The organism is Bacillus sp. CCB-MMP212, from assembly GCF_022748145.1.
Lineage (GTDB): Bacteria > Bacillota > Bacilli > Bacillales > Bacillaceae_G > Bacillus_A > Bacillus_A cereus.
This window is the reverse complement of sequence record NZ_JALDQE010000001.1, coordinates 394,129-418,170: the sequence shown is the minus strand read 5'-3', so window position 1 is coordinate 418,170 and position 24,042 is coordinate 394,129. Positions and strand designations below refer to the sequence as shown.

Here is a 24,042-nt window from a genome sequence, read left to right as displayed (position 1 = left end):
CAAATAATGGTATTTTGTCATAAGGTGGAGGGTTTTATGAGAGTGGACATGTATCATACGAAAGTATTGAAGGCGCTCGAATCAGAAGATTACATTTCAGTACGAAGAAGAGTGCTACGTCAATTAGTAGAATCGTTAATTTATGAGGGGATTATTACACCGGTTCGCATAGAAAAAGAAGAACAAATTCTTTTTATAATACAAGGACTTGATGAAGAAGACAAAAGTGTCACGTACAAATGCTATGGCAGGGAACGGATGACATTTGGACGTATTTCGTTAGACTCATTAATAGTAAGAGTCCAAGATGAACAGCAAGAAATACAATCTGTCTCGCAATTTCTAGAAGAAGTTTTTCGGGTTGCTAGTGTAGAACAAGCTAAATTAGATTCTTTTATGCACGAATTAGAACAAACAATATTTAAAGACACGATTGCACAATATGAAAGAAATAATAAGAAAGAATATACTCAAAAATCTTACGATGAGTTTGAAAGCCATTTAATAGACGGCCATCCATATCACCCTAGTTATAAAGCACGTGTTGGATTTCAATATCGTGACAATTTTCAATATGGATATGAATTTATGCAGCCAATAAAACTCATATGGATTGCAGCGCATAAGAATTATGCGACTGTAGGTTATGAGAATGAAGTGATGTATAACGACCTTTTAAAAGAGGAGATTGGCGATCGTAAATTAGAAGAGTTTATGGAACGAATTCGTAATAGGGGATGTTATCCAAAACAGTACGTGTTTATACCTGTTCACCCATGGCAGTGGGAGAATTTCATCATTTCAAATTATGGGGATCATATACAGGGTAATTTTATTATTTATTTAGGAACATCAGAGGACGATTATTGCGCGCAACAGTCAATGAGAACGTTAAGAAATATTACGAGTCAAAAGAAACCGTACGTTAAATTATCGATGAATTTACTCAACACTTCAACACTCCGTACACTGAAACCATACTCTGTTGTAAGTGCACCAGTAATATCAAATTGGTTAAATGATGTTGTAAGTAATGACGCCTATTTAATGGATGAAGCACGTTTAATCTTGTTAAGTGAGTTTTCAAGTGTAACGTATGACACGAATAAGAAAGCTATATATGGTTCATTAGGATGTATTTGGCGCGAAAGCGTTCACAAGTATTTAGATGCACAAGAGGATGCAATTCCTTTTAATGGTTTATACGCTAAAGAGAAAGATGGTACACCAATTATTGATGCGTGGTTGAATAAATATGGAATGAAGGATTGGCTACAATTACTTATTCAAAAAGCGATAATACCAGTTATACATCTTGTTGTAGAGCATGGCATCGCACTAGAATCACATGGACAAAATATGATTCTAGTCCATAAAGAAGGGGTGCCTGTTCGTATTGCGTTAAAGGATTTTCATGAAGGGCTTGAGTTTTATCGTCCATATTTGAAAGAAGTTGACAAATGTCCCGACTTTACTAAAATGCATAAAACATATGCGAATGGAAAAATGAATGATTTCTTTGAAATGGATCGCATTGAATGTTTGCAAGAGATGGTGTTAGATGCACTATTTCTGTTTAATTTAGGAGAATTAGCATTCGTACTTGCGGATGAGTATGGATTGAAAGAAGAACATTTTTGGATGATGGTTGTTGAAGAAATTGAAAATCATTTAAGAATATATCCACATTTGAAAGGTAGATTTGAAAATATTCAATTATATGCACCTACATTCTATGCTGAACAATTAACGAAACGTCGATTATATATGGATGTGGAATCGCTTGTTCATGAAGTTCCAAATCCATTGTATAGAGTAAGACAACTTATGAAACAAAAATCAGCTGTTACAGGGGGAAATTATGCTAATCGTTAATAAACAAGAGTATAGCAAAAGTGATTTTGAATTGAGATTACAAGTTTATGAGGAAATGGAACAATTTCAAAAAGCAGAAGGAAATAGATTTGCACTTTGTCTGAAAGATCCATTCGATATTATTACGCTTGTGTTTTTCTTAAAAGAAAAGAAATCATCAGTATTACTTATACATGAAGATACGCCAAAAGAAACGGCTATTGAAATGGCAAAGCGTGCAAATTGTGTAGGGATTTTATATGGAGAATATGGCGATTTTACAAAATTAGAAGTAGGGAACTTTTTACTAGAAGAGCCTTCTTTATTGCAATATAGTTCGGGAACTACGGGAGAACCGAAACTGATTCGTAGAGCATGGACGGAAGTTGATACAGAAATTACTGCCTATAATGAAGCTTTAAACTGTGAAGTAGATGAAGTGCCAATCGTTATGGCTCCTGTTTCACATTCATACGGACTAATATGTGGTACGTTATCAGCAATTACGAGGGGGAGCAAGCCTGTAATCATTACGAACAAAAATCCTAAATTCGCATTAAATATAGTTCGCAATACAGAAAAACATATTATATATGCAGTACCACTTATGTTACACATTATGGGGAGTTTTCCATTAGGAACGTTCCAGTTTCATAAAATTATGACATCAGGATCGCCTTTGCCAGAAGCACTATTTTATAAACTAAAAAAAATGACAACATATATGATGCAGCAATACGGTTGTTCTGAAGCAGGTTGTATTAGTATATGTCATGATATGAAGAGCCATTTAGATTTAGGAAACCCTCTACCTCATGCGAGTATAAGCATAGGTTCAGATGAAAATGCACCGGAAGAAATCGTCGTGAAAATGAATGATAAGGAAATTTTCACGAAAGATTTAGGGTATAAATCTGAGCGTGGCATTCATTTTATGGGGCGTATGGACGATGTAATTAATGTTTCAGGATTAAAAGTCTTTCCTATAGAGGTAGAAGAAACGATGCTTCAATTGGAAGGTGTGCAAGAGGTAATTGTATATCGAGGGAAACATCCTGTGATGGGCGAAATAGTTAAAGCGAAAGTGATCTCTCATGTTGATCCAGTGAAAATAAGAGAATGGTGTATTCAGCACTTACCTTCTTATAAAGTTCCGTATGAAATTGAAAGTGTAAATGAAATTCCTAAAAATAAAACTGGAAAAGTAAGTAGAAAGTTACTAGAGATGGGAGAGGTTACAACATGAGACGGGAAGCGTTAAAGAATGCCGTGTTAAAAATTATGATAGAAAAAATGGAACTGAAAAATGTAACGCATTTAGAAGAAACGATGCGCTTAAATCAAGATTTATATATAGATTCGGTAATGATGTTACAGCTTATTGTATACATAGAAATGGATGTAAAGCTATGCGTTCCAGAGGATGAGGTAGACCCAAAGGCATTTCTTACTGTAGGATCTTTGCTTGATTTTATGGAGGAGTTAGAGCCGTTACAGGAAGTAAATGTGAATAACTAACCTTTAGGAAAGTGGATGAGAGTATGACTTCAATTAAAGTGCACTGTTTAGTGAGTTGTTTTTGTGAAATTATAAAAAGGCGTAGCGACATTGATTTTCGTCCATTTTATTTTGGACTATGGGATGGAGATTTTGATATAACAGAAGGCGGAATTATTTCATATCACTCTGAAAACATTAACCATGATCATTATTTACTTTGGTTTGAAAAATTGTACGGTATTAAAGTAAACGAATGGTATGATCATGCAAAAGATAAAGATAGCAATGTAGAAACGTTTTTAGAATTAGTAGAAAACAAGCCGGAAAATCGTTATGTCATTGTAATGGTTGATATGTCTCTATTACCAGAGAGGGAAAATAAATTTCATCAAAAACCGTTTCCACATTATTTAATGATATCAAAAACAGAGAAAGAAGAAGAGTGGTTCATGCTAGATCCCGATTTTCGTTGGGAAGGAAATATGGAAAGAGAAAAAGTACTTCACTCTATTCAAGATAACCCATTTGGTGGAGGTTATTTCATTGATATAGAAGGAATTGGAGAGCCAACGCAAGAAACAGTAGCTAGTTATTTCACAGAAACATTCAAAAAGAACGACAATGAACTGACTATGGAACTGAAAAATTTAATTGTAAAAATGGCAAATGAGGAAGAAGGATATGCGCTTTCTGGACTTGTAGCAGCAGTAAAACAAATACCAGTACTTGCAATTCGTAAATATAGTTATGAGCATGCCTTTGCATACTTCCGTGAAACGTTGCAATATTCGGAGCAAGAATTTGATTATTGGTGTGATCGGGTAGAGGATATTGTACAAGGATTTACAAATGTACAGTATCGTGCAATTAAAATGGCAATGACGAATAATAAAGGTATGCTAGTATCGATTATTGAAAAACTGGATGAAATGAATGCAATTGAACTGCAAATTAAGAAGGAATTAGAGAGACAGTTTCTATCATGGAAAGGTATGAAAACAAATCAATCTGTCGCAACTCTTTAATAAGTTAACTGAATTTAAGATAGGGGAGTTTAATACTATGAAATATTCGCTATGTACCATTTCATTTCGTCATCAATTAATTTCATTTACTGATATTGTTCAATTTGCATATGAAAACGGTTTTGAAGGAATTGAATTATGGGGGACGCATGCACAAAATTTGTACATGCAAGAACGTGAAACGACAGAACGAGAATTGAATTTTCTAAAGGATAAAAACTTAGAAATTACGATGATAAGTGATTACTTAGATATATCATTATCAGCAGATTTTGAAAAAACGATAGAGAAAAGTGAACAACTTGTAGTACTAGCTAATTGGTTTAATACGAATAAAATTCGCACGTTTGCTGGGCAAAAAGGGAGCAAGGACTTCTCGGAACAAGAGAGAAAAGAGTATGTGAAGCGAATACGTAAGATTTGTGATGTGTTTGCTCAGAACAATATGTATGTGCTGTTAGAAACACATCCCAATACACTAACGGACACATTGCCTTCTACTATAGAGTTATTAGAAGAAGTAAACCATCCGAATTTAAAAATAAATCTTGATTTTCTTCATATATGGGAGTCTGGCGCAGATCCAATAGACAGTTTCCATCGATTAAAGCCGTGGACACTACATTACCATTTTAAGAATATATCTTCAGCGGATTATTTGCATGTGTTTGAACCTAATAATGTATATGCTGCAGCAGGAAGTCGTATAGGTATGGTTCCGTTATTTGAAGGTATTGTAAATTATGATGAGATTATTCAGGAAGTGAGAAATACGGACCTTTTTGCTTCCTTAGAATGGTTTGGACATAATTCAAAAGAGATATTAAAAGAAGAAATGAAAGTATTAATAAATAGAAAATTAGAAGTAGTAACTTCGTAATGTGAAATGATGTGAGAGTCTCGTTTAGAGGCTCTTTTTTTATGGTAAAAAATAACCAAAAATTTCCATGTATTTTAATTTGAATTTAACACAATTTATATATAAATAAGGAGGTGATTGGTAATGGCTAGAAATCGTAATTCTAATCAATTAGCATCACATGGAGCACAAGCAGCTTTAGATCAAATGAAGTATGAAATTGCACAAGAGTTCGGTGTACAACTTGGAGCTGATACTTCTTCACGTGCAAACGGTTCTGTAGGCGGTGAAATCACAAAACGCCTAGTAGCGATGGCAGAACAACAGCTTGGTGGCGGATATACTCGCTAAATGTAGAAGGTTATAGGAGAAAGGAAGGATTCTTCCTTTCTTTTTTTTTCAATTAATTGGTATGGATATATAGTGAACAGAATTCAAAGAATAGAAGTAATACTATATTTTACCCAATTTCTTTTGTTGTGAATGGGAAGTATTAAAGATGTAATAGCCCTGGTGGAATGAAAATTATGTTCCAGCAGGGCTATTATATGGTAAGAAATATATGATGAAAGGTTCCGAAATCAACATGTTAAAAAAAGAAAACTGTTGTTTAATTGCGCTTGCATCAGTTCCACTTGTCATGACATTAGGGAATTCAATGCTCATTCCAATCTTGCCGACAATTGAAAAGAAATTACATATTTCATCGTTTCAAGTATCCATGATTATTACAATTTACTCTATCGTAGCCATTTTACTTATACCGATTGCTGGTTATTTATCAGATAGATGGGGACGAAAGATGGTAATGGTTCCGAGTTTGCTGATTGCGGCTATAGGAGGAGCGATAACTGGTTGGGTATCATGGAAAGTTGATAATCCCTACATTTGGATACTAATCGGTAGAGCGATTCAAGGTATTGGTGCTGCTGGTGCAATGCCGGTTGTTATACCGTGTGTTGGTGATTTATACAAAGATGAAAAACAAGTTAGTACAGGTTTGGGAATCATTGAGACATCCAATACATTTGGAAAAGTGCTGAGCCCTATTTTAGGATCTGCTCTTGCTGCCATTGTATGGTTCTTACCATTTTGGGCGATTCCAGTTTTATGTGTCGTAGCAATTGTTTTATTGCTGGTATTAGTAAAGGCAAAAAAACAAGAAGGGGAAGTACCGCCACTAAAAGAGTTTATTCGATCTATTATCTCTACGTTTCGAGAAAAGGGAAGATGGTTAATTGCCATTTTTGCATTAGGTGCAATTATTATGCTTATTTTATTCGGAATTCTCTTTTATTTGTCGACTATACTGGAATCAAAGTATGACATTCATGGTATATGGAAAGGGTGTGTGCTTGCTATCCCGTTACTTGTACTGTCACTTAGTTCCTATATGGCCGGTAAAAAAATTGGAGATAATCAAAATGTTATGAAGAAGTGTATTTATATTGGTTTTTTAATGGCAGCTGCATCAGTCATCATTCCTTTATTTATAAAAGGGATTTACTTACTACTTCTTTGTCTCGTTATTATGGGGATAGGAATTGGTATGGCACTCCCATGTTTAGATGCTCTCATTACACAAGGGATTGAAAAGGAGCAAAGGGGAACGGTTACGTCCTTTTATAGTTCAATGCGATTTATCGGTGTAGCAGCTGGACCACCTTTATATTCTTTTTTTATGAAAGGGGCGGACCATGAAGTGTTTTATTTGACAAGTATTTTCGCTGCCATTGGTGCTGTTATAGCAATCATTTGGATTAAACCAGCAAAAGATGCAAAGACGGTAAAACAGAAACCGGAACCTACTTCATAATTTGAAAGAGAATTGCATGATGTTTTCAGTAACATGCAATTCTCTTTCGTTCATTAAGAATAAATAACTTGTTTTAACATATAAAGCGCGACACCCCATATGATGAGACCAGAAAATTTATTTAATAATAAGATTGTCTTTCCGGTTGAGTCTAGTCTTTTTAGAAATTTCCCCGCTAAAGCTAAGCTTATAAACCAAATCCAAGAAACGATAATAGTTGCAAGTGTAAAAGCCCATTTTTCACTTCCTATGTATTGAATAGAATTTGTTCCAATTACACCGATTGTGTCTAAAATTGCATGTGGATTTAATAACGAAACTGATGCTGCGAAAAGGATTTGCTTTTTTAAGGGCATACTTTTTTCTTGTTTTACATCGTTGGAAGGGTTACTTCTCCAAATAACAAAGCCCATATATAGGAGAAAGAAAAATCCAATTATATATAACGAGTTAGTTAGCCAAGAAAAAGTAAGGAGTACAAGGGAGACACCTTGCACCGCAATCAATATGAGTAACGTATCACATATAGAGGCAGTTAATACTACAGGGGCTGCCCTCCAAATGTTTGGTTGGCTAGCGCCTTGGTTAAAGACAAAAACATTTTGTACACCTAATGGAATGATAAGTCCAAATGCAAGAATGATACCATGAATAATTGCTTCACTCATCATATTACCTCCTATTTTAATTCATTATGATAGTGTATATTGTATAGAAGAAATGAAAATTTGTATCCATCCATATGGTTGGGGAGGTTACCAACCAAAAAGAATATAAGGTGATATGATGGAAAGATTCGTTTGGAAACCGAATATGTCTCTAGCGACGCCGCTGTATAAACAAATAGAAACGTATATAAAAGAAAGGATTGTTAATGGAGAATGGACCGTTGGAACAAAATTACCTTCACAAAGAGATTTGGCCCATACATTTGGTGTGAATCGAAGCACAATTGTAATGGCTTTCGATGAACTAGTTGCGAAGGGATATATTGAAGGGAATGGCAGGAAAGGAACAATTGTTGTAAATAATAATGAGAATGCTTCAACTTACGCACCCCCGCCTAATTGGCAGTCTTATGTAGAAACAGGAGTTCATTATCCGAATCTCCCAGCTATTCAAGAGATTAATCAAGCTGAATTTTATCCACATGTAATTCGGTTAGGAACAGGTGAGCTAGCGCCGAGTCTCTTACCTGAGAAAAAGATGAAAGAAATTATGAATAAGCTTTTAAAGTCAAATGTGACGCTTGGGTATGAAGAGCCGAAAGGAAATCTGTATTTAAGGGAAAAGATTTCCGAATACTTAAAGGAGCATGGCGTATATGTATCTCCTGCCTCTATATTAATTGTTTCAGGAGCAATTCAAGCGCTGCAACTTATTTCTATGGGGCTTCTTTCGAAAGGGGCATCCATCTTATTAGAGAAACCATCCTATTTATATTCGCTTAATGTTTTTCAATCAGCAGGAGTACGTTTAATTGGAATCCCAATGGATGAGAGCGGGTTACATACATCATATATTAAGAAATATAAGAAGCAGTTCAATGCCTCTATTTTATATACAATCCCGTCTTTTCATAATCCGACGAATTTTAGTATGAATACTAAGAAGCGAAAAGAAATAATGGAAGTATGTAATGAAATTGGATTACCTATTATAGAGGACGCAGTGTATCAAGACTTATGGTTTGATGCACCTAGTTCGAAACCTTTAAAAGCCTATGATAAAAATGGAATTGTACTACATATTGGAAGCATGTCCAAAGTAATTAGTCCAGGTTTAAGAATTGGATGGATTGTTGGACCCGAGCCAGTAATTCAAAGATTGTCAGACATAAAAATGCAAACAGATTATGGTTCAAGCACTATATCCCAGCAAATTGCAGCAGAGTGGTTTACAAATGGTCTATATGATGAGCATTTGCGATTTGTAAGAAGTGAATTGAAAAAACGAAGAGATTTTATGTTACTAATGTTAGATAAATATCTTCGTGAAATAGCAACTTGGCATGAACCAACAGGCGGGTTTTATATATGGGTACATATAAAAATACCCATTTCATATCGCAGTTTATTTGATAAAGCTCTGCAAGAAAAGGTTTTATTAAACCCAGGTACTTTATATGATAGAAGTGCAAATCAATTTTTGCGCCTATCGTATTCATACGCAACGTTAGAAGAAATTGAAATAGGTATAAAAAAACTTGCACAACTAATGAAAAAGTAAGAGGAGAAAGTAATGAAACAATATGTAATTTGCCAAATGATCAATGGAGAAAAATATTTAGCTGCTTATGCGGAGACGCAGCAAGAAGCAATTGAAAAAGCAGAACTGTTAGGATTAAGAACGGGAAATCGTTACATAGTTATTACTGCAGAAGAAGCCGAAGGGTTATCGTACCCTTAAACAATGTACGAGATTGTATAGGAAGTAAATAAGCCTAGTAATATAAGAAATTACTAGGCTTATTTACTATTAATTTGTCAAACGTTTTTGTATGCAAAATAATAATATTATGAGTCAAGTTGACGAAAAAATCGATTTGTCTTTCGGTCTTGATTTCCTTTTCTATATTCATCAATATATTGCCTAAAGTTCCAAGCTTGTAAAAATTTATTAGCAGAGTTATAACCAGAATTGTAAAGCCATTCTTTTTCTTCCTTTGTCAGTTCAAAATTAGTACTTGTAATCGTTCCTGTTGGAATTGTAATGGTTCTTGCTTTTGATTCCTTATCTAAATGACGTAAATCGTGAGCTTGCATCATTGTTTTAAATAGTCCTTTGAACATAGAAATAGGCTCGTTATAGTGAGCAGGGTCAGCTTGAATCTCATCTTTTACAAAATGAAATCCGAAAGTCGGCCAGCGAGGAGCGGTAGGTGAATCGAAGATCCAAATTGGATAATTACTTAGAATTCCTCCATCAACCATATAACAAGGCTGCTTCCATTTTGGAGTTCTCCATTTTACGGGTTCAAAGAAGAAGGGGATTGTACTACTCATTCTTACCGCTTTAGCGATAGAGAAGCGATAATTTAAAAATCCGTAGTTTGGTAAGTCGTCAGGAAAGACAACCATTTTACCATTACTAATATCAGAGGCGATGATTTTGAGTTTGTTTAGATCTGGTAAATCAGTAAATAAATGAACACCTTTTTTCCGAAGTAATTCTTCAATCCATTCTTCTATAAATACATTAGAGTATATACCTAGAGTAGTCCATGCACTTAGTCCCTTACCGATAAAAGGAATTCTATCAATAAAAGTTCTTTTCGTAAATTTATTATAATCAATATCAGTTATAATCGTTTTTAACTCTGAACAAGAATATCCTGCCGCTAGGAGCGCTGCAATAATCGAACCAGCCGATGTACCAGCTACACGTTCCCATTCATAACCTTTTTCGGCTAACGCGCAAATTGCCCCGACATGCGCAATACCGCGCACACCGCCTCCTTCAAAAACACCATCAATCTTCATTAAACATACTTCCTTTCGAATAAAAGATTTGGAAATGGCAAAAAAGCACGTATTGTACGTGCTTTTTTTTAATAGTTTTTAAGTTTACTAGCAGCCTACAAAGCCGCCCCAACAGCTAGCTCCGATGATGATTAGAAGGATAAATAAAACGATTAATAAAGCGAAACCTCCGTAACCACAACCGCCGCCACCGTATCCGTAACCACAGCAACTATATCCGTAACCCATGTGGAATTCCTCCTTATATTTAAAAATGAACGAGGGGAAAATGTACTGGAAGAAATAAAGAATTATCGTGTTTGTAGGAACAATGTATAGTATGCTTTTTTAAACTTGTTCGCGTACGAAGGATAAGCCCGTTTTTTAGAGGCTTGTTGATTTTGTAAAGAATGAAGTATAATCTTTGTACTATGATATAAATAAGTATATAAATGTAAGGAGAATTTATGAATAAAAAAATTGAAGTATTAATTGATAAATATGAACTAACACACTTGAAAGAAGAACTTATTAATACTGTATTTCCTTGTATAAAAGTTGTGCCAAAGCAGCAGGAAACTGTTGCGATAGGTAGTTCGAAAATGGGAGGAGTTCCTGATTTACCAGCTTTATTTGAATATCCAAAGTATAAGGGAAATCCACTACAATTTATCGCGCAATTTAACTTAACTGATTTACAAAACGTTGGTATGGATCACAATCTTCCTAAGACGGGGATGCTGTATTTCTTTTGCATTGAAAATTATTTTGAAGAAAATGTGAATCTAACAGAAGCTGGGCGTGTACTTTATTATGATGTTACTGTAGAGCAATTACGAAGAGAAAATGAAATACAAGCGAAATATAACCAGTGTGCAATTACTTTTGAACTGACATACAAATTACCAGAACTTTTCATTGAAGATGAGGCTGATTCAGATCGTTTCTTGCAATTACTTGAAGAGCTAATTCCAGATAACTACGATAACCATCAAATGTTTGGTGAGCCATTCTCTGTACAAGAAGAAGTGTTATATGAGACAGGAGAATATATGGGAGTAGACCCGCAGCAAATGACTCTTTTATTCCAAATTGATTCAGATCATAAAAATTGTAATATGGTTTGGGGAGAACTAGGGATGCTATATTTCTGTATTAGTAATGAAGATTTGAAAAATCAACGTTTTGAAAATACATGCTGTGTATTACAAACATGCTAATGAAAAAAGGTTGTTCTTTTAAAAAGAACAACCTTTTTATGTGAATTAGTTAATATGCATAATCTCATATGACCTATACGAAAAAGTATTGTATACTCTGAAACTATACGATACTTTTTCGTATAGTTATAGAATATAAGGAGTGACAAGATGGGAAAGACAAGTAAGTATGTGACAGCTGCCGCACTTTGTTCAACTATAGTAATGGGAGGCTTACAAGCGTCATCTGTATCTTATGCAGCTACAAATCCGACTACGGTGACAGCACAATCAGATGTAAAGTTATTAGATGATTTCAGAAAAGAATTAAAAAAACAGATTGATAATCGAGAAGAAAATATTACAATCACATATAAAACAAAAGATAGAAATGCTAGAAATATTATGGATCAATTGTATGGTGAGTTTAATAAAATTGTAGATGCTGATGAGTATGTAAAATATAATGTAGCGTCTACTAGATATTCTATTAAAGGAATGCCAGGGGACTATACGTTTACACTGCAAGTAAAATACCGTGAATCAAAAGAACAAACTCAATATGTAAAAGCTCAGGCGAAATCAATTGTTGGATCAATTGTAAAACCAGGGATGGATGAGCATGAGAAAGTAAAAGCTATTCACGATTACGTTGTGAAGCATGTGTCTTATGATACGTCTTATCAAGCGTATACAGCATATGAAGCATTAGCGAATCGTTCTGCCGTTTGCCAAGGATATACATTATTAACGTATGAGTTGTTAAAAGAGGCAGGTATTCAAAATCATATTGTAACAGGCACAGGAAATGGACAAGCTCACGCGTGGAATTTAGTGAACATTGAAAACAAATGGTATCACCTAGATACTACATTTGATGATCCAGTACCAGATAAAGCAGGGCGTGTAACTTACTCATATTTTAATATGTCTGACGAACAGTTAAGTAAAGATCATGAATGGGATCGTAGCAAATATCCAGCGGCAACTACAAGTTATTTTGGTGAATTAACAAATAAAATAAAAGCTGGTAGCTCAAAAACTGTTGTATATGAGCAGATGTTAAAAGAAACAAATTTACAATACTTATCTGCAGAATACGGAGCAGAAAATTATAATGAATTTAAGCAAAAGTTGCAGCAACAGTTTGCAGCCAAACCAGAAAAAGTAGAAGTACGATATAAGCAGTCCATGGATGGAACGATGCAAGATATAAAGAAAGTATTAAATGAAATAAATTGGCCAAAAGGTGCAAAGCGTGTGTCTTATCAAGTAGCACCTTATAGTGCATTGGCTGGTTATTCATTGGCGACAATTACATTTACGTATTAAGCAATGAGAAAGAGCATCTGTAAAAGATGCTCTTTTTATATTTGTTGATCACTTTAAAATATTGGGAATTATGTGATAAAATAAAAAGGAGAGGATGTGAATGCTGAATGAACTTGTTCGAAAGTAATATTTTCACATTGATATATACTTGTTTAGTAATCGGACTTATCGTTTTGTTTTTCATATCATTTACTTTGTTTATTAGAAGAGTATTACAAAGCAGCGTTGCAAAGAAACACCACGTGATTAATATGAACCAGAAGCTAGATCGAATTATTGAATTGCTTGAAAAAGATAAGAAATAGCGATAGAAGAAGTATGAAAAGGGGAAAGAGAATGGCGAATTATATAAAAGAATTACGTGAAAAAGTAGGACATGATTATGTTTTCTTAAACTTTGCCGGTGGTTGTGTATTTAATAAAGAAGGAGAAGTATTACTGCAAAAAAGAGGAGACTTTAACGCTTGGGGCTTTCCAGGTGGCGCAATGGAGATAGGAGAATCGGCTGCGGAAACTGCAATCCGAGAAATAAAAGAAGAAACCGGGTATGATGTAGAAATAAATGAGCTTATTGGAGTGTATACAAAATATTTTCAATCATATCCAAATGGAGACAAGGCACAGTCAATTGTGATGTGTTTTTCATGCTCAATAGTTGGGGGCGACAAAAAAGTAGATGGTGATGAAACGTTGGATTTGAAGTTTTTCCCGTTAGATGACATGCCACCGTTATTTTGTAAACAGCATGAAGATTGCCTGCAAGATTTATTGGAGAAAAGAGTAGGGGTATATCGTTAACATATAAAAAAGAAGCTAAATGAGATTAGCTTCTTTTTTATGTTTTATTTCCACCAATCATCAAACATTGACGCTGGTACTTGTCTTTTATGCTCACTCACTGTGTAACGTTTTTCAATTTTCTCTGCAACGTCAGCTGGAACTGCTTTACCTTCTAAATAATCATCTAATTGATCATAAGTAATACCTAACTCTGTTTCGTCAGCTTGACCTGGTTTTTCATCTAATAAATCAGCTGTTGGCATTTTTAAGTAAAGTCGCTCGTCTGCACCTAACTCTTGTAATAATGCACGTCCTTGGCGCTTCGTTAATCCCGTTAATGGTAATAAATCTGCACCACCATCTCCGAATTTTGTAAAGAACCCTGTTACAGCTTCTGCAGCGTGATCTGTTCCGATAACAAGAAGCCCTTTTTGTCCACCAATTGCATATTGAGTAACCATACGGATACGTGCTTTCACGTTACCTTTATTGAAATCTGTTAATGATTCACCCAATAAGTTTTCATATTGATTTGAAAAAGCATCAACAGTTGAAGCAATATCAAATGCAACAGATTGATCTGCTTGAATGAATTGTAATGCTAATTGTGCATCATCTTCATCTTTTTGTACTTTATAAGGAAGACGTACGGCGATAAACGTTACATTACCACCTTCGTTACGAATTTCTTCAACTGCAAGTTGTGCTAAGCGTCCTGCTAATGTAGAGTCTTGGCCGCCGCTAATACCAAGTACAAATCCTTTTGCACCTGTTTTTTTTACATAATCTTTTAAGAAATCAACTCGTTTACGAATTTCAACTTTTGGATCAATTACAGGCTGAACATGTAATGCTTTCATAATCTGTTCTTGTAATGTCATTATGTTTTCCTCCTATTCATATTAAAGCGGTAAATAAGTTTATATGTATAATGGTACATACTTCTATCCTTTATTATTTCGCAAAACTAACGAATATACAATAGGATGTGTGTATGAATACGAATGTAGTCATTATAAATAAAGTACTACGTATAAGCAATTTTTTTAAACCTTTCAAAACTGTAAGGTTTTTGTCATTTGAATCGATGGAAGGTATTTCCGTACTTTACTAATATAAAAACATAGTTAGTAGAAAGAAGGGCGGAGAAGTAATATGAACATTAGAGAACTCGCATATCGGAATGTAACGCGAAATAGACGGACATACTCAGCCTATTTTTTGAGTAGTGCATTTGCTATTATGGCCTTTTTTGTGTATTCATTTTTTGCGTTTCATCCGGCATTAAGTGCAGGAGAATTGGGTCAGTACGTATTCGTAAGTATGTCTTTTGCACAGTCTATTATTTACTTATTTACATTCTTCTTTATTTTATATTCGATGGGAATGTTTTTAAAAACGAGAAAGCGTGAGCTAGGAATTTTAATGATGCTAGGTATGACGAAATATCAATTAAAGCGTCTTATCTTTTTTGAAAATATTATGATTGGAATAGGGGCAATTATTTTTGGTATTCTTTCAGGTATGTTATTTTCAGGGGTATTACTATTTGTCGCCCCGATGATATTAAAACTAGATATCTCCTTATCCTATTACATACCGATGAAAGCAATTGTTGTAACAAGTATTATGTTTTTCATATTATTTATGATCATATCATTGTTTAGTGCAGGAATGATTCGTAAAAATAAAATTATGAAGTTGTTTAGAGGGTCAGCAGAGGCAAAACCAGAACCGAAAGCATCAATCATTTCTTCAATATTAGCAGTAGTATTGCTTAGTGCTGGCTATATAGGAGCTCTTCTATCGCATGGTGCAATGGTATTTATTATGATGATTCCTGTTACAACGGTAGTTATTATTGGGACGTATTTGTTGTACAAGCAGCTGAGTGTCTTTATTATTCGATTATGTAAAAAAAGTAAACGTTTCTATTGGACACAGACTAATATTATTACGTTATCAGATTTAGCGTATCGCATGAGAGATAACGCAAGAATGTTCTTTATTGTAACCATTATTTCTACTGTAGCATTTTCCGCAATAGGGACATTAGTCGGCTTCGCATCCATGACGAAAGGGATAATGGAGAGACCAATTGCGTTTCATTACCATTCTAAGCAAGGGAATAGTAACGAATCACAACATATACAAATGATTGACAAAGGATTAAAGAAACATAATATAGCAGCTTCAAAAACTAATATTTCGACAAAGAAAACGGAGGAACAGTCGTTAAGAAGCGCCACTTTTATAAAAGAATCAGATTATAAGGAATATGCAAAGTTAACAGGAGAACCATTTAATATTGTAGCCAATAAAGAGATTGTATTTTTGTCAGCTGATATACCAGGGCCAGCGATGAAAGAAAGAAAAGAAATTACTTTACCCAATATGAATGAAAGTTTAAAGGTGAAAAAAGTTACTTCATCTTCATTGGGGAAAATATTAAGAGGAAATGTTTATGTAATCTCTAATAATCAATATGATTCATTACAAGATGGATTTATAGAGACAAAAGATTATATGTATAAAACTGAAAGAACGAAAGATGAGATTGAAATTGGTAAAGAGCTTACTCATCAAATTAAACCGTATCAAGAACAGTCAACGTTTAGTGCAGAAGAGTACGAACAAAACCAAAGTTTACAAATTGCAGGACCGATTTTATTTGTAGGTTTCTTTATTGGTATAGTATTTTTCGTTTGCGCAGGAAGTTTCCTTTACTTCCGTTTATTCTCCGATTTGGAGGATGATGTTCGCTTGTTCGAAATGATTCGAAAAGTTGGATTGACGAGTGGGGAATTATCGAAGGTAGTTACAATTCGATTGGCGCTTTTATTCTTCGTTCCAATTGGTGTTGCAACATTACATGGGGCAGTAGCCTTAACTGCGTTAGGGCAAATGTTTGAGTACTCATTGTTTAAAGAAAATACAGTTGTATTAAGTATTTTCATAGGTATTCAAATTGTATACTTCTTACTTATAAGATCCCGTTATGTAAAACAATTGAAAGAGAGATTACGTATGCATTAAATGTGTTTTTTTAACTCGAGTACAAAATTTTCTAAAAAGAGGCAAGTATTGCCAAAAAGTGATAAAATGGAAAAAGCGAGGTGAAAAAATTAATATAGAGTAAGGGGGGAGAAATATGAAAGCAACAGGAGTTATTCGAAAAGTAGACGAATTAGGACGAATTGTTATCCCTAAAGAATTACGCGATGTATTGGGAATACAAATCAAATCACCGCTTGAAATTTTTGTAGAAGCAGATAAAATCATTTTACAAAAATATCAACCTTACAATGCTTGCCAAATCACAGGTGATGTTTCAGAACAGAACATATCATTAGCAAATGGAAATATTACTGTTGGGATAGAGGGAGCGGAATATTTAGTAAAAGAAATAGAAAAGTTTTTAAACAAGAGTGAGGTTTAGTCTTAATTTATATTATTTTTCCAATTACATATCATTCTTTTAAAAGACTGTAAGAGGACCATTAATTGGTTCTCTTATTTTGGTTAGTAGTTGAACGACATGGGGGGTTACTTCCTACAAATCATAGGGAAAATAAAAAAGTAGTATAGAGTTAGTAAATGATGTTGAGAAATATTTGAAAAGAAGGAAAACAAAAAGAATAAAACGAATGTTACATTTACACGTATTCAAAAGTGGTCTGAAATGAAAATAATACATTTTCAGGAGGGATTACGATGAGTAGTACAGTGAATAAACAAAAAGGTATACAATTGATTCCGTTTACCGTAAATAAGGTGGTAGAACAAGTAAATGAAATTCCACCAGGTGTACAAATGATTCACGCTCCGCAAGTATGGGAAAAGAGTGTGAAGGGGCAAGATGTAGTCGTTGCCGTATTAGATACAGGGTGTGATACTAATCATATAGATTTAAAAGATCGTATTATCGACGGAAGAAATTTCACAAAAGATTATGAAGCTGATCCAAATGTGTATCTTGATAATAACGGACATGGTACTCATGTAGCGGGGACGATTGCCGCGACTGAAAATGGTGTCGGTGTATTAGGAGTTGCACCACTTGCTAAAATGTTAGTATTAAAAGTTTTAGCGGGAGATGGTTCTGGAAGTTATGAGCAAATTATTGAGGCAATTCATTATGCTGTAAATTGGAGAGGGCCGAATCAAGAGAAAGTGAGAATTATTTCAATGTCACTTGGTGGTCCGCAAGATGTTCCAGAATTACATGAAGCAATTCAAAATGCGGTAAAGCAGGATGTTCTCGTTGTATGTGCTGCTGGAAATAATGGAGATTGCGATGATGAAACAGAGGAATTAGATTTCCCAGGTGCTTACTCTGAGGTAATTGAAGTTGGTGCTGTTAATTTAGAGCGGAAGATTGCATGTTTTAGTAATTCAAATCAAGAAATTGATCTAGTAGCGCCAGGTGATGAAATATTATCTACGTATCCAGATGGGAAATATGCTGTGTTAAGTGGAACTTCCATGGCGACGCCGCATATTGCTGGGGCGCTCGCCTTGCTCATTAAACAGTGTGAGAAAGAATACGGTCGAAAGTTATCAGAGCCGGAAATATATGCGCAACTTATTAAAAGAACTGTACCTTTAGGGTACGAACGTACATCTGAAGGGAATGGATTAATAGATTTATTAAAAGAATAGCCATATTAAAAAACATCTCATATGAATATGAGATGTTTTTTAATATGGCTTTGTCGCATGTAATACAACTTGTAACAAACCTGGGAATCTAGCATTTAAATCTTCTTCACGAATTGAAATGAAACGTTGTGTTCCTTCAAGGCGCGTGTACATAACACCTGACTCACGTAAAACTTTGAAATGGTGAGATAAAGTTGATTTCGCAATAGGGATGTTTAAAGCACCACAAGATTGTTCACTTTTCTCTAGTAACATATTTACAATTTGTAAACGAATTTGATCGCTAAGTGCATATAAGACAGAAGAAAATTGAATTTCTTCTCGATTTGGATGATAGAGTGTACGCATATTTCACCTACTTGTATAAGTTAAGATATTTGCACTATAACATATAGAGTGGTATATTTCTATTATTCGAAAATATTCGAACAATAGAAATATAGGGGGAGAAAAAATGAAGTATACAAAATTGCAAAAGGCAGGATTAAATATTTCAAAGTTGGGTTTAGGTACAAATGCAGTAGGGGGACATAATTTATATGCTGATGTGAATGAAGAAGAAGGAAAGCGATTAGTAGAAGAAGCTATTCAGCAAAGGATTACATTTTTTGATACAGCAGATTCATATGGTTTCGGTAGATCAGAGGAATTAGTAGGAGAAGTATTAAAGGGAAAACGTCATGAGTTTATACTTGCTACAAAAGGTGGAATTCAACCGTTGTTAAATGGAGAAACTTATATTAACAATGAACCAAGTTATTTAAGAAATGCTGTGGAGAATAGCTTAAGAAGATTACAGACTGATTATATTGATTTATATTATTTACATTTTACAAATCCTGAAACAAGTTACATAGATTCAATCGGAGAGCTTACTCGTTTAAAAGAAGAAGGGAAAATTCGTTCAATTGGAATATCGAACGTAAACATAGAACAATTAAAAGAAGCGAACCAACATGGTCATATAGATGTTGTACAATCTCCGTACAATGTGTTAGAACGTACGGCTGAGGAAGAACTGTTGCCGTATTGTATAGAAGCGGGTATTTCATTTATTCCATATGGGCCTCTTGCTTTTGGAATATTAGGCGGAAAATATACAGAAGATTTTAAATTGAACGAAGTTGATTGGCGCCAAAATGTAAATCTATTTGAAGAAAATACATATAAGAGTAATTTTAAGAAAGTGGAAAAGTTAAAAGGGTTAGCGAAAGAAAATGATATTGAAGTGTCTCATTTAGCGTTAGTATGGTTATTAAATAAAGAAGGAATTGATACAGTTATACCTGGTGGAAAGCGGGCAGAGCAAATAAGAGAAAGTGTGAAAGCGGTAGACGTTTCATTGAATGAAAGAGTCATGAAAGAAATCCAATCTATTTTAGAAGATTAGTGAAACAGAGGGATAGTACCCTCTGTTTATATAAGGAGAAGGTCTAAATGAATAGAGTACTAGCTGTATTTTTCACGATAATGTTTATGATCGGTACAGACACTTTCTTAATTTCACCACTGTTGCCGACATTACAACAGGTGTATCATGTTTCAACCGAGTTGTCAGGATGGATGGTGAGTTCGTATGCTTTAGGGTATGCTGGATTTGCGCTTATTGCTGGTCCTATATCAGATGGATTAAACAGAAAAAAAGTGATGGTACTAGGTATGAGTTTTTTTGCAATAAGTACGTTTTTGTGTGGAATTGCACCGAGTTTTTTATGGATGCTAACATTTAGATTTTTAGCAGGTGTAAGTGCAGCTTTTGTATCTCCACAAGTGTGGGCATCCATTCCGCTCCTTATAGAGAAAAAGCAAATTGTGAAAGCAATTGGGGTTGCAACAGCAGGGTTATCAATCTCTCAAATTTTAGGGCTGCCACTGGGAGCTTATTTAGCAACGATACATTATACAATCCCATTCTATTTCATTGGTATATTATCAGCACTACTTGTTATTCTTATTTATGTTGTATTACCAGAAATACAGTCGGTTCATATAGGTGGAAATAAAAAAGTGATTTTACAGCGTTATAAACAATTACTTACAGATTCAAAGGTTTCACTTTCTTATTTTGCATACTTTGTTTTTCAAACCGGAAATTTTGCTGCATTTTCATTTTTGGGTGTATGGCTTTCCATTCAATTTGGCTTACAGGTTCATGAAGTAGGTACGGCTATGCTTGTACTAGGATTAGGAAATTTAGCTGGTAATATTTTTGGCCCTAGACTTGTAAATAAAATTGGATACAATCTTTCTTTCTATGGTGGAATTGTATTTACGGCAGTGTTATATGTAATACTTCCCTATTTAAAGAATCTTATTTTTGTTGAATTCTTTTTCTTTGTTTTATTTTTTGTGACAGGAATTTTGTTTGTATTAATGATGGGACATTTACAAAACATGTCTACTATAGCACGGGGAACAGGTGCTGCCCTTGCTAACGCCTCGATGTACATTGGCCAAATGATTGGTGCGGTAATAGCAGGAATGTTATTTGCAACATCTCACAATTTTATACTAGTAGGTAGCTTTACAGCGTTATTATATGTTGTAGCTTTATTTCTGTTTAGAAAAGGTGAAAACATTAGTAAAGATAATGAAAAAGGAATTGCATCATAAAGTTTTAGTAAATCAAAAAACAATTTTTTAGGATAAGTTAAAAAGGTGCTTTTTGATTGCATAGTTGCTGTATTTTTAATAATTCGTCGTTGAGCTGTATGATTGAAAAGGATTTGTAATAAAATTATGGGGAAATAAAAAACCCCTATATAGATAGAGGTTTATATATCGGCATATAGCTCCTTGGAAAAGGATATACCTAGTTTAACATATAGGAGTACTTATAATTGTGAAATAGATGTGAAAGTAATGTGAAAAATGTTGTAATAAAAAGCACTGTTTTAGCTAATGTAGCTAAAACAGTGCTTTTCTCTTTGATTGAACAGTTGCAGCATTTTCATCATGTATACCTGCATCTTTAATAATTCGTTGTTTTGCTTTATTTAATAGATGGTTTACTGCTTCACCAAAATAGTTAGCTTCGCTTTTTGTGCGGGCTTCTCGTAAACATTTATAGTTTTCTAGCAGTTCCTCTTTTTCGGAGTTTGTTAAGAAATCTTCTATTTTCTTTTTTGTCATACGAAACACCCTTTCTCCTGACAAACGACGCAATAGAAAATATTTATTTCTCATTATAACAATAATTTTAAAAGAAAGTATACACTAACGTCGCAATAATTTGTCAATTTCTTGAATCTTCTCATCAGCTTTCCCAATTTGCGTATTTTTAGCCTGTTCGCCACCAAGAGCTTGATGTAGTAAGAAAGTTTGACCGGAAATAGCAGTTACAATGGATACTTTTATAATTTCTTTTATTGCGGTGACATCGAATAAAACGAGTCCAAGAAGTGCAGCTAGGCTACCGGTAAAAACATCAGTTAAAAATCCAAAGTGAAAAAAAGTTTTCAAACGGCGTGGAAGCAATAACTTACCTTGGTTATTGATTAGATGGGAAACGAAGCCAGTAATGCCACCAACGAGAACAGCGGTTAGCCATTGATACATTTCCATCGAATCCACTCCTTTTAGTGAATAAGATTCGATTATTTTATATTGATTCCTTTTAATATTTCATATAAGCATATTGAGAAAGTTTGTTTGGGTATATTTTGTATTCAATTTAATTATAACAGAAAATTTCGATAGATTTCAGTCTATTATATGAATCATTTTTACAATAATATGAATGCAGAAAGGGGTGCGTCATATGAATATAGATTATCGAATAAGAAGTGTAGATGGTTATACAAAAAAAATAGGGGAATTAGTAAGCATGCTTGAGCATACGAGAGCTGTAACATTAGGCGAAGTAAAAAATTTATCAGTTGAGCAATTAGATTTAATTATGCAGAGCAGCGGAAATTCAATTGGCGCCTTATTAAAGCATATAGCAGCTATTGAAAAATTTCATCAGCTTATTTCATTTCAAGATCGTGAATTTACAAAAGAAGAATTAGAAATATGGGAAGATGCATTGTATTTAGGGGAAGCAGGTAGAGCGATCTGTGGTCATGAAATACAGTATTATGTACAACTTCTACAAAGTGTTCGAGAAGAATCTCTGAAGTATTTAAGTGAACAAGGTAATGAGTGGCTCATGTCAGAAAGAAAGTGGCCTAACGGTGTAGTATATAACCAGCACTATCTTTGGTTTCATGTGCTAGAAGATGAAATTAGTCACCGAGGACAAATTAGAATGCTCAAAAACGAGTTATTTGAAAATTACGTTAAATGATGTAGCTTTTTATAGGAGAATTCCATATAATGAGAGTAATTAAAATAAGAACGGGGTGATGTATTATGGCGAAAATAACTTATATGAATAATAAACCAAATACAAAGGTGGATGGAAAGGGCGAAACGATATAAGTGAGCGCACTATCCTTCCACTTAGCTTAAACTAGGGAGGATATCAATTTGAATCAAAATATTTTAGAATCGTATGGCTGGGATTCTTTTTTTGAGGAACAAGCTGTAGAGAACTTTGAAGTAGGGCGTATTTTACTTGAGCATAAGCATTTATATCGAATTATTTGTAATGATGGTGAATATATGGCAGAACTGTCTGGAAAGTTTCGGCATGAAGCAGTAACGAAGGGAGATTATCCAGCTGTTGGTGATTGGGTGTATATAAAGAAAATAGAGAATGAAAAGAAAGCTATCATTCATCGTATTTTTCCGAGAAGAAGCTCTTTTTCTAGGCAAGAAGCTGGTACTCGAACGGAAGAACAAGTAATAGCAGCAAATGTAGATTATTTATTTTTAGTGAATGCACTTAATCATGATTTTAATGTTAGAAGGATGGAACGTTATTTATTATTAGCGTATGAAAGTGGCGCTATGCCAGTTATTGTTTTAACAAAGAGTAGTATATGTAATGATGTAGAACAGAAAATTGTAGAAACGGAAGCTATAGCAATTGGTGTTCCTATTTTCGTTGTTGATAGTTTAGAGCATACAGGTATTGATTCGTTGAAACAATTCGTTTCTTCAGGGAAAACAATTGCTTTAGTTGGGTCATCAGGGGTAGGAAAGTCAACTTTGTTAAATGCGCTAATAGGAATTGAGGTAGCAAAAACGGGAGATATACGTGAAGAGGATAGTAGGGGGAGGCATACGACAACGCATCGAGAGTTATTTCAATTGCCAAGTGGCGCTCTCGTAATTGATACTCCCGGCATGAGAGAATTGCAACTTTGGGAAGGAAGCGAAGCGATTCAAACAACATTCTCTGATATTGAAAAACTTGCGACAACATGCCGTTTTCGTGATTGTAAGCATGAGGATGAACCAGGATGCGCGGTGCATAGTGCAATTGATAACGGACTTATTACGATAGATCGTTTGAAAAGCTATAAAAAATTACAAAGAGAACTGGCGTATTTTATGAGAAAACAAGATGTAATCCTTGCCAGAGCAGAGCGTGATAAGTGGAAAAAGCTTTCTAAACAACATAAAAAAATGTAAAAACCAAAGGGTGCCCCTTTGGTTTTTTCTATTT

At 34.3% G+C, this 24,042-nt stretch carries 27 protein-coding genes; 20 read left to right on the top strand and 7 right to left on the bottom strand.

The window, feature by feature from the left end; translation table 11 throughout:
- Window positions 1-36 precede the first annotated feature (36 nt).
- The 7 genes from MRP26_RS02165 to bcbE all read left to right on the top strand — a co-directional run bounded on the left by MRP26_RS02165 (window position 37) and on the right by bcbE (window position 7,054).
- On the top strand, window positions 37-1,875 hold the full coding sequence (locus tag MRP26_RS02165) for an IucA/IucC family protein (RefSeq protein ID WP_053564713.1): 1,839 nt from the start codon (window positions 37-39) through the stop codon (window positions 1,873-1,875).
- Window positions 1,862-3,100, top strand: a complete 1,239-nt coding sequence (locus tag MRP26_RS02160; protein ID WP_197241790.1) for an AMP-binding protein — start codon at window positions 1,862-1,864, stop codon at window positions 3,098-3,100. The genes MRP26_RS02165 and MRP26_RS02160 overlap by 14 nt, the downstream gene beginning before the upstream one ends.
- Window positions 3,097-3,372 carry a petrobactin biosynthesis protein AsbD gene (gene asbD, locus MRP26_RS02155; protein WP_001250560.1) on the top strand — a complete coding sequence of 92 codons (276 nt, stop codon included), beginning with the start codon at window positions 3,097-3,099 and terminating at the stop codon, window positions 3,370-3,372. The genes MRP26_RS02160 and asbD overlap by 4 nt, the downstream gene beginning before the upstream one ends.
- A gap of 23 nt (window positions 3,373-3,395) precedes the next feature.
- On the top strand, window positions 3,396-4,379 hold the full coding sequence (locus MRP26_RS02150; protein ID WP_000200705.1) for a DUF6005 family protein: 984 nt from the start codon (window positions 3,396-3,398) through the stop codon (window positions 4,377-4,379).
- Between the two features lie 37 nt (window positions 4,380-4,416).
- Window positions 4,417-5,259 carry a sugar phosphate isomerase/epimerase family protein gene (locus MRP26_RS02145; RefSeq protein ID WP_000877687.1) on the top strand — a complete coding sequence of 281 codons (843 nt, stop codon included), beginning with the start codon at window positions 4,417-4,419 and terminating at the stop codon, window positions 5,257-5,259.
- 123 nt (window positions 5,260-5,382) lie between these two features.
- Window positions 5,383-5,589: an alpha/beta-type small acid-soluble spore protein gene (locus tag MRP26_RS02140; protein ID WP_000113545.1), complete on the top strand. Its 207-nt coding sequence runs from the start codon at window positions 5,383-5,385 to the stop codon at window positions 5,587-5,589.
- A 235-nt stretch (window positions 5,590-5,824) separates the two neighbouring features.
- On the top strand, window positions 5,825-7,054 hold the full coding sequence (gene bcbE, locus MRP26_RS02135) for a bacillibactin exporter BcbE (protein ID WP_141241086.1): 1,230 nt from the start codon (window positions 5,825-5,827) through the stop codon (window positions 7,052-7,054).
- Window positions 7,055-7,107: 53 nt separating this feature from the next.
- Here bcbE and MRP26_RS02130 read toward each other — a convergent pair whose 3' ends face one another.
- The gene (locus MRP26_RS02130) at window positions 7,108-7,722 is read right to left on the bottom strand and encodes a LysE/ArgO family amino acid transporter (protein ID WP_001287303.1); all 615 of its coding nucleotides are present in this window, start codon (window positions 7,720-7,722) and stop codon (window positions 7,108-7,110) included.
- Window positions 7,723-7,840: 118 nt separating this feature from the next.
- On the opposite strand from MRP26_RS02130, the gene MRP26_RS02125 reads away from it, so the two are divergent.
- Window positions 7,841-9,283 carry an aminotransferase-like domain-containing protein gene (locus MRP26_RS02125; RefSeq protein WP_069355447.1) on the top strand — a complete coding sequence of 481 codons (1,443 nt, stop codon included), beginning with the start codon at window positions 7,841-7,843 and terminating at the stop codon, window positions 9,281-9,283.
- A gap of 12 nt (window positions 9,284-9,295) precedes the next feature.
- Window positions 9,296-9,463 (top strand): DUF3933 family protein, encoded by a 168-nt coding sequence (locus tag MRP26_RS02120; RefSeq protein WP_000816390.1) that lies wholly within the window; start codon window positions 9,296-9,298, stop codon window positions 9,461-9,463.
- Window positions 9,464-9,570: 107 nt separating this feature from the next.
- On the opposite strand, the gene MRP26_RS02115 is transcribed toward MRP26_RS02120, so the two are convergent.
- Together MRP26_RS02115 and MRP26_RS02110 are read right to left on the bottom strand one after the other, a co-directional pair.
- Window positions 9,571-10,536, bottom strand: coding sequence for a patatin-like phospholipase family protein (locus tag MRP26_RS02115; protein ID WP_000686807.1), 966 nt, complete (start codon window positions 10,534-10,536; stop codon window positions 9,571-9,573).
- Between the two features lie 87 nt (window positions 10,537-10,623).
- Window positions 10,624-10,764 carry a YjcZ family sporulation protein gene (locus MRP26_RS02110; RefSeq protein ID WP_000540419.1) on the bottom strand — a complete coding sequence of 47 codons (141 nt, stop codon included), beginning with the start codon at window positions 10,762-10,764 and terminating at the stop codon, window positions 10,624-10,626.
- A gap of 218 nt (window positions 10,765-10,982) precedes the next feature.
- Between MRP26_RS02110 and MRP26_RS02105 the strand changes: the two genes are divergently transcribed.
- From MRP26_RS02105 to MRP26_RS02090, 4 genes are all read left to right on the top strand, one after another.
- A complete protein-coding gene (locus MRP26_RS02105; RefSeq protein WP_242805938.1) occupies window positions 10,983-11,735 on the top strand; it encodes a YwqG family protein in 753 nt (250 codons plus the stop codon).
- A gap of 150 nt (window positions 11,736-11,885) precedes the next feature.
- Window positions 11,886-13,046 (top strand): transglutaminase domain-containing protein, encoded by a 1,161-nt coding sequence (locus MRP26_RS02100; protein WP_000520865.1) that lies wholly within the window; start codon window positions 11,886-11,888, stop codon window positions 13,044-13,046.
- 107 nt (window positions 13,047-13,153) lie between these two features.
- Window positions 13,154-13,351 (top strand): DUF4083 domain-containing protein, encoded by a 198-nt coding sequence (locus MRP26_RS02095; RefSeq protein WP_001048104.1) that lies wholly within the window; start codon window positions 13,154-13,156, stop codon window positions 13,349-13,351.
- A gap of 31 nt (window positions 13,352-13,382) precedes the next feature.
- On the top strand, window positions 13,383-13,844 hold the full coding sequence (locus MRP26_RS02090; RefSeq protein WP_000024996.1) for an NUDIX hydrolase: 462 nt from the start codon (window positions 13,383-13,385) through the stop codon (window positions 13,842-13,844).
- A 44-nt stretch (window positions 13,845-13,888) separates the two neighbouring features.
- Here the strand turns inward: MRP26_RS02090 and nadE are convergent, their stop codons facing one another.
- Window positions 13,889-14,707 carry an ammonia-dependent NAD(+) synthetase gene (nadE, locus tag MRP26_RS02085; protein WP_000174904.1) on the bottom strand — a complete coding sequence of 273 codons (819 nt, stop codon included), beginning with the start codon at window positions 14,705-14,707 and terminating at the stop codon, window positions 13,889-13,891.
- Between the two features lie 274 nt (window positions 14,708-14,981).
- On the opposite strand from nadE, the gene MRP26_RS02080 reads away from it, so the two are divergent.
- The 3 genes from MRP26_RS02080 (at window position 14,982) to MRP26_RS02070 (ending at window position 18,488) form a co-directional block, all read left to right on the top strand.
- Window positions 14,982-16,862 carry an FtsX-like permease family protein gene (locus MRP26_RS02080; RefSeq protein WP_242805936.1) on the top strand — a complete coding sequence of 627 codons (1,881 nt, stop codon included), beginning with the start codon at window positions 14,982-14,984 and terminating at the stop codon, window positions 16,860-16,862.
- Between the two features lie 115 nt (window positions 16,863-16,977).
- Window positions 16,978-17,265, top strand: a complete 288-nt coding sequence (locus tag MRP26_RS02075) for an AbrB/MazE/SpoVT family DNA-binding domain-containing protein (protein WP_000648324.1) — start codon at window positions 16,978-16,980, stop codon at window positions 17,263-17,265.
- A gap of 275 nt (window positions 17,266-17,540) precedes the next feature.
- Entirely contained in the window at window positions 17,541-18,488 is a 948-nt protein-coding gene (locus tag MRP26_RS02070; RefSeq protein ID WP_053564709.1) for a serine protease, read from the top strand.
- A 39-nt stretch (window positions 18,489-18,527) separates the two neighbouring features.
- Here the strand turns inward: MRP26_RS02070 and MRP26_RS02065 are convergent, their stop codons facing one another.
- On the bottom strand, window positions 18,528-18,836 hold the full coding sequence (locus tag MRP26_RS02065; RefSeq protein WP_053564708.1) for an ArsR/SmtB family transcription factor: 309 nt from the start codon (window positions 18,834-18,836) through the stop codon (window positions 18,528-18,530).
- A 106-nt stretch (window positions 18,837-18,942) separates the two neighbouring features.
- On the opposite strand from MRP26_RS02065, the gene MRP26_RS02060 reads away from it, so the two are divergent.
- Window positions 18,943-19,878: an aldo/keto reductase gene (locus MRP26_RS02060; RefSeq protein WP_197241788.1), complete on the top strand. Its 936-nt coding sequence runs from the start codon at window positions 18,943-18,945 to the stop codon at window positions 19,876-19,878.
- Between the two features lie 47 nt (window positions 19,879-19,925).
- Window positions 19,926-21,101: an MFS transporter gene (locus tag MRP26_RS02055; RefSeq protein ID WP_088025272.1), complete on the top strand. Its 1,176-nt coding sequence runs from the start codon at window positions 19,926-19,928 to the stop codon at window positions 21,099-21,101.
- A 294-nt stretch (window positions 21,102-21,395) separates the two neighbouring features.
- On the opposite strand, the gene MRP26_RS02050 is transcribed toward MRP26_RS02055, so the two are convergent.
- Together MRP26_RS02050 and MRP26_RS02045 are read right to left on the bottom strand one after the other, a co-directional pair.
- Window positions 21,396-21,620, bottom strand: a complete 225-nt coding sequence (locus tag MRP26_RS02050; protein WP_000162602.1) for a hypothetical protein — start codon at window positions 21,618-21,620, stop codon at window positions 21,396-21,398.
- Window positions 21,621-21,704: 84 nt separating this feature from the next.
- A complete protein-coding gene (locus tag MRP26_RS02045) occupies window positions 21,705-22,052 on the bottom strand; it encodes a DUF4257 domain-containing protein (protein WP_000426321.1) in 348 nt (115 codons plus the stop codon).
- 196 nt (window positions 22,053-22,248) lie between these two features.
- On the opposite strand from MRP26_RS02045, the gene MRP26_RS02040 reads away from it, so the two are divergent.
- Both MRP26_RS02040 and rsgA read left to right on the top strand, forming a co-directional pair.
- A complete protein-coding gene (locus tag MRP26_RS02040; RefSeq protein WP_197241785.1) occupies window positions 22,249-22,776 on the top strand; it encodes a DinB family protein in 528 nt (175 codons plus the stop codon).
- Window positions 22,777-22,958: 182 nt separating this feature from the next.
- Entirely contained in the window at window positions 22,959-24,008 is a 1,050-nt protein-coding gene (gene rsgA, locus MRP26_RS02035; RefSeq protein WP_242805934.1) for a ribosome small subunit-dependent GTPase A, read from the top strand.
- Window positions 24,009-24,042: the final 34 nt, after the last annotated feature.

What these genes read in the sequence shown, in the direction of transcription:
- MRP26_RS02165 (WP_053564713.1), top strand. Translation starts at nt 37, where the DNA reads ATGAGAGTGGACATGTATCATACGAAAGTATTGAAGGCGCTCGAATCA.
- MRP26_RS02160 (WP_197241790.1), top strand. Translation starts at nt 1,862, where the DNA reads ATGCTAATCGTTAATAAACAAGAGTATAGCAAAAGTGATTTTGAATTG.
- asbD (WP_001250560.1), top strand. Translation starts at nt 3,097, where the DNA reads ATGAGACGGGAAGCGTTAAAGAATGCCGTGTTAAAAATTATGATAGAA.
- MRP26_RS02150 (WP_000200705.1), top strand. Translation starts at nt 3,396, where the DNA reads ATGACTTCAATTAAAGTGCACTGTTTAGTGAGTTGTTTTTGTGAAATT.
- MRP26_RS02145 (WP_000877687.1), top strand. Translation starts at nt 4,417, where the DNA reads ATGAAATATTCGCTATGTACCATTTCATTTCGTCATCAATTAATTTCA.
- MRP26_RS02140 (WP_000113545.1), top strand. Translation starts at nt 5,383, where the DNA reads ATGGCTAGAAATCGTAATTCTAATCAATTAGCATCACATGGAGCACAA.
- bcbE (WP_141241086.1), top strand. Translation starts at nt 5,825, where the DNA reads ATGTTAAAAAAAGAAAACTGTTGTTTAATTGCGCTTGCATCAGTTCCA.
- MRP26_RS02130 (WP_001287303.1), bottom strand. Translation starts at nt 7,722, where the DNA reads ATGAGTGAAGCAATTATTCATGGTATCATTCTTGCATTTGGACTTATC.
- MRP26_RS02125 (WP_069355447.1), top strand. Translation starts at nt 7,841, where the DNA reads ATGGAAAGATTCGTTTGGAAACCGAATATGTCTCTAGCGACGCCGCTG.
- MRP26_RS02120 (WP_000816390.1), top strand. Translation starts at nt 9,296, where the DNA reads ATGAAACAATATGTAATTTGCCAAATGATCAATGGAGAAAAATATTTA.
- MRP26_RS02115 (WP_000686807.1), bottom strand. Translation starts at nt 10,536, where the DNA reads ATGAAGATTGATGGTGTTTTTGAAGGAGGCGGTGTGCGCGGTATTGCG.
- MRP26_RS02110 (WP_000540419.1), bottom strand. Translation starts at nt 10,764, where the DNA reads ATGGGTTACGGATATAGTTGCTGTGGTTACGGATACGGTGGCGGCGGT.
- MRP26_RS02105 (WP_242805938.1), top strand. Translation starts at nt 10,983, where the DNA reads ATGAATAAAAAAATTGAAGTATTAATTGATAAATATGAACTAACACAC.
- MRP26_RS02100 (WP_000520865.1), top strand. Translation starts at nt 11,886, where the DNA reads ATGGGAAAGACAAGTAAGTATGTGACAGCTGCCGCACTTTGTTCAACT.
- MRP26_RS02095 (WP_001048104.1), top strand. Translation starts at nt 13,154, where the DNA reads ATGAACTTGTTCGAAAGTAATATTTTCACATTGATATATACTTGTTTA.
- MRP26_RS02090 (WP_000024996.1), top strand. Translation starts at nt 13,383, where the DNA reads ATGGCGAATTATATAAAAGAATTACGTGAAAAAGTAGGACATGATTAT.
- nadE (WP_000174904.1), bottom strand. Translation starts at nt 14,707, where the DNA reads ATGACATTACAAGAACAGATTATGAAAGCATTACATGTTCAGCCTGTA.
- MRP26_RS02080 (WP_242805936.1), top strand. Translation starts at nt 14,982, where the DNA reads ATGAACATTAGAGAACTCGCATATCGGAATGTAACGCGAAATAGACGG.
- MRP26_RS02075 (WP_000648324.1), top strand. Translation starts at nt 16,978, where the DNA reads ATGAAAGCAACAGGAGTTATTCGAAAAGTAGACGAATTAGGACGAATT.
- MRP26_RS02070 (WP_053564709.1), top strand. Translation starts at nt 17,541, where the DNA reads ATGAGTAGTACAGTGAATAAACAAAAAGGTATACAATTGATTCCGTTT.
- MRP26_RS02065 (WP_053564708.1), bottom strand. Translation starts at nt 18,836, where the DNA reads ATGCGTACACTCTATCATCCAAATCGAGAAGAAATTCAATTTTCTTCT.
- MRP26_RS02060 (WP_197241788.1), top strand. Translation starts at nt 18,943, where the DNA reads ATGAAGTATACAAAATTGCAAAAGGCAGGATTAAATATTTCAAAGTTG.
- MRP26_RS02055 (WP_088025272.1), top strand. Translation starts at nt 19,926, where the DNA reads ATGAATAGAGTACTAGCTGTATTTTTCACGATAATGTTTATGATCGGT.
- MRP26_RS02050 (WP_000162602.1), bottom strand. Translation starts at nt 21,620, where the DNA reads ATGACAAAAAAGAAAATAGAAGATTTCTTAACAAACTCCGAAAAAGAG.
- MRP26_RS02045 (WP_000426321.1), bottom strand. Translation starts at nt 22,052, where the DNA reads ATGGAAATGTATCAATGGCTAACCGCTGTTCTCGTTGGTGGCATTACT.
- MRP26_RS02040 (WP_197241785.1), top strand. Translation starts at nt 22,249, where the DNA reads ATGAATATAGATTATCGAATAAGAAGTGTAGATGGTTATACAAAAAAA.